Genomic DNA, 1,211 nt, shown 5'->3' with positions numbered 1-1,211 from the left:
ACCCTGCACGTTCGGTGGATCAAGGCTCCATAGCTCTCCCCGCCTGAGCCCCGTCAACGCCGCCAGGGCGATCACTCTGCGCTCCTCTGGCATATCTCATCCGGCGCAGCCTCGTCGATCAGTCGCCTGACATCACCCTGTGTCAGGTAGATGTGCCGCTCGTTCTTGGGCGTTGGCTTGCGCAGTTTCGCGTCCAGGGGCTGATCCAGCCAATCCCACTCCCGGTAGGCCAGCGCCAGCACTCGCTTGACCACCTGGGTGCGATTGTTGATCGTGCTCTGGCCGAGCCCCTGCTTGCGCAACGTCTTCTGCATCCGGCGTGCCGCATCCACCGTCTCGTGGCCCAGCAACACGCCTTCGGCGTTGTCGTTGAACCAGGCTGCCACCTGCCGGATGCTACCGGCCTGGCTCTCGGTATCGTACTCGTCGACCCAGCGCAGCAGCCCCTCCATGAAACTGCGTCGCTGGGTGCGTCCCATCACGCCCATGAAAGCCGCTTCGTTCAGCTCTGCGCGGCGTTTCGTGGCGTACTCTTCCGCTTCTTCTGCTGTCTTAAACGTTCGTTGATGTCGGCCACGCTCACTCGTCTCGGTGATAACCCACCGGTTACGGGCGGCGCGGCGCCTGACCGTGATTCCCATGGTGTTTGCTCCCCTTCCATGGGGCTGCGCTTGCATCGCTCAATATATGCCTGCACAGCCTCTTGCTCAAACCGGACGTTTCCCCCGACCTCCACGTATCCGATCACATCTTTAAGCGCGTACGCTTTCGATCGGCTGACGCTGAGAAGCTGGGAAACCTGCATTGGGGTTAGTAGGTTTGCTCATAGCCCCTACCTCCAGAAACAAGAAAACCGCCTCGGTGGGCGGACATAGAAAAGCCCGCGCTGAGGCGGGCTGTGTCGTGATTTGATCATCACATCATGGGCTGGATTGCACTTGTCAAAACCTGATCTGTTCCCAACTGATGTTTTGTTCCTTCCCGATATAGTCAAGGCTCTTCTCGCGGCCTTCGATACTCTCACTGAGGAGCTCTACTGTGTACTCTCCATTCGGGAGCCGTTCCTTGACTCGGCAGTTGATGTGTCGGCCATGGCGGTCAAGTACAAAAAACTGTTCTTCGCCCACGTGTCGATGCTTAGCCTTTTCCAACGGCTCATCTGCCATCATAATGTCTAGTTCCTGCCTCTTATCCAAATCCAACGCTGCCGC

2 protein-coding genes are annotated in these 1,211 nt (G+C 58.5%); both read right to left on the bottom strand.

The window, feature by feature from the left end; translation table 11 throughout:
* Positions 1-71: 71 nt before the first annotated feature.
* The gene (locus HSDC_RS16280; protein WP_064700228.1) at positions 72-488 is read right to left on the bottom strand and encodes a site-specific integrase; all 417 of its coding nucleotides are present in this window, start codon (positions 486-488) and stop codon (positions 72-74) included.
* Between the two features lie 453 nt (positions 489-941).
* On the bottom strand, positions 942-1,211 hold a 270-nt coding region (locus HSDC_RS16925; protein ID WP_219810290.1), incomplete at its 5' end, for a hypothetical protein.

It is taken from the genome of Halomonas caseinilytica, assembly GCF_001662285.1.
GTDB lineage: Bacteria > Pseudomonadota > Gammaproteobacteria > Pseudomonadales > Halomonadaceae > Halomonas > Halomonas caseinilytica.
The sequence above is the reverse complement of the archived record's forward strand: the minus strand, read 5'-3'. Positions and strand labels throughout refer to the sequence as shown.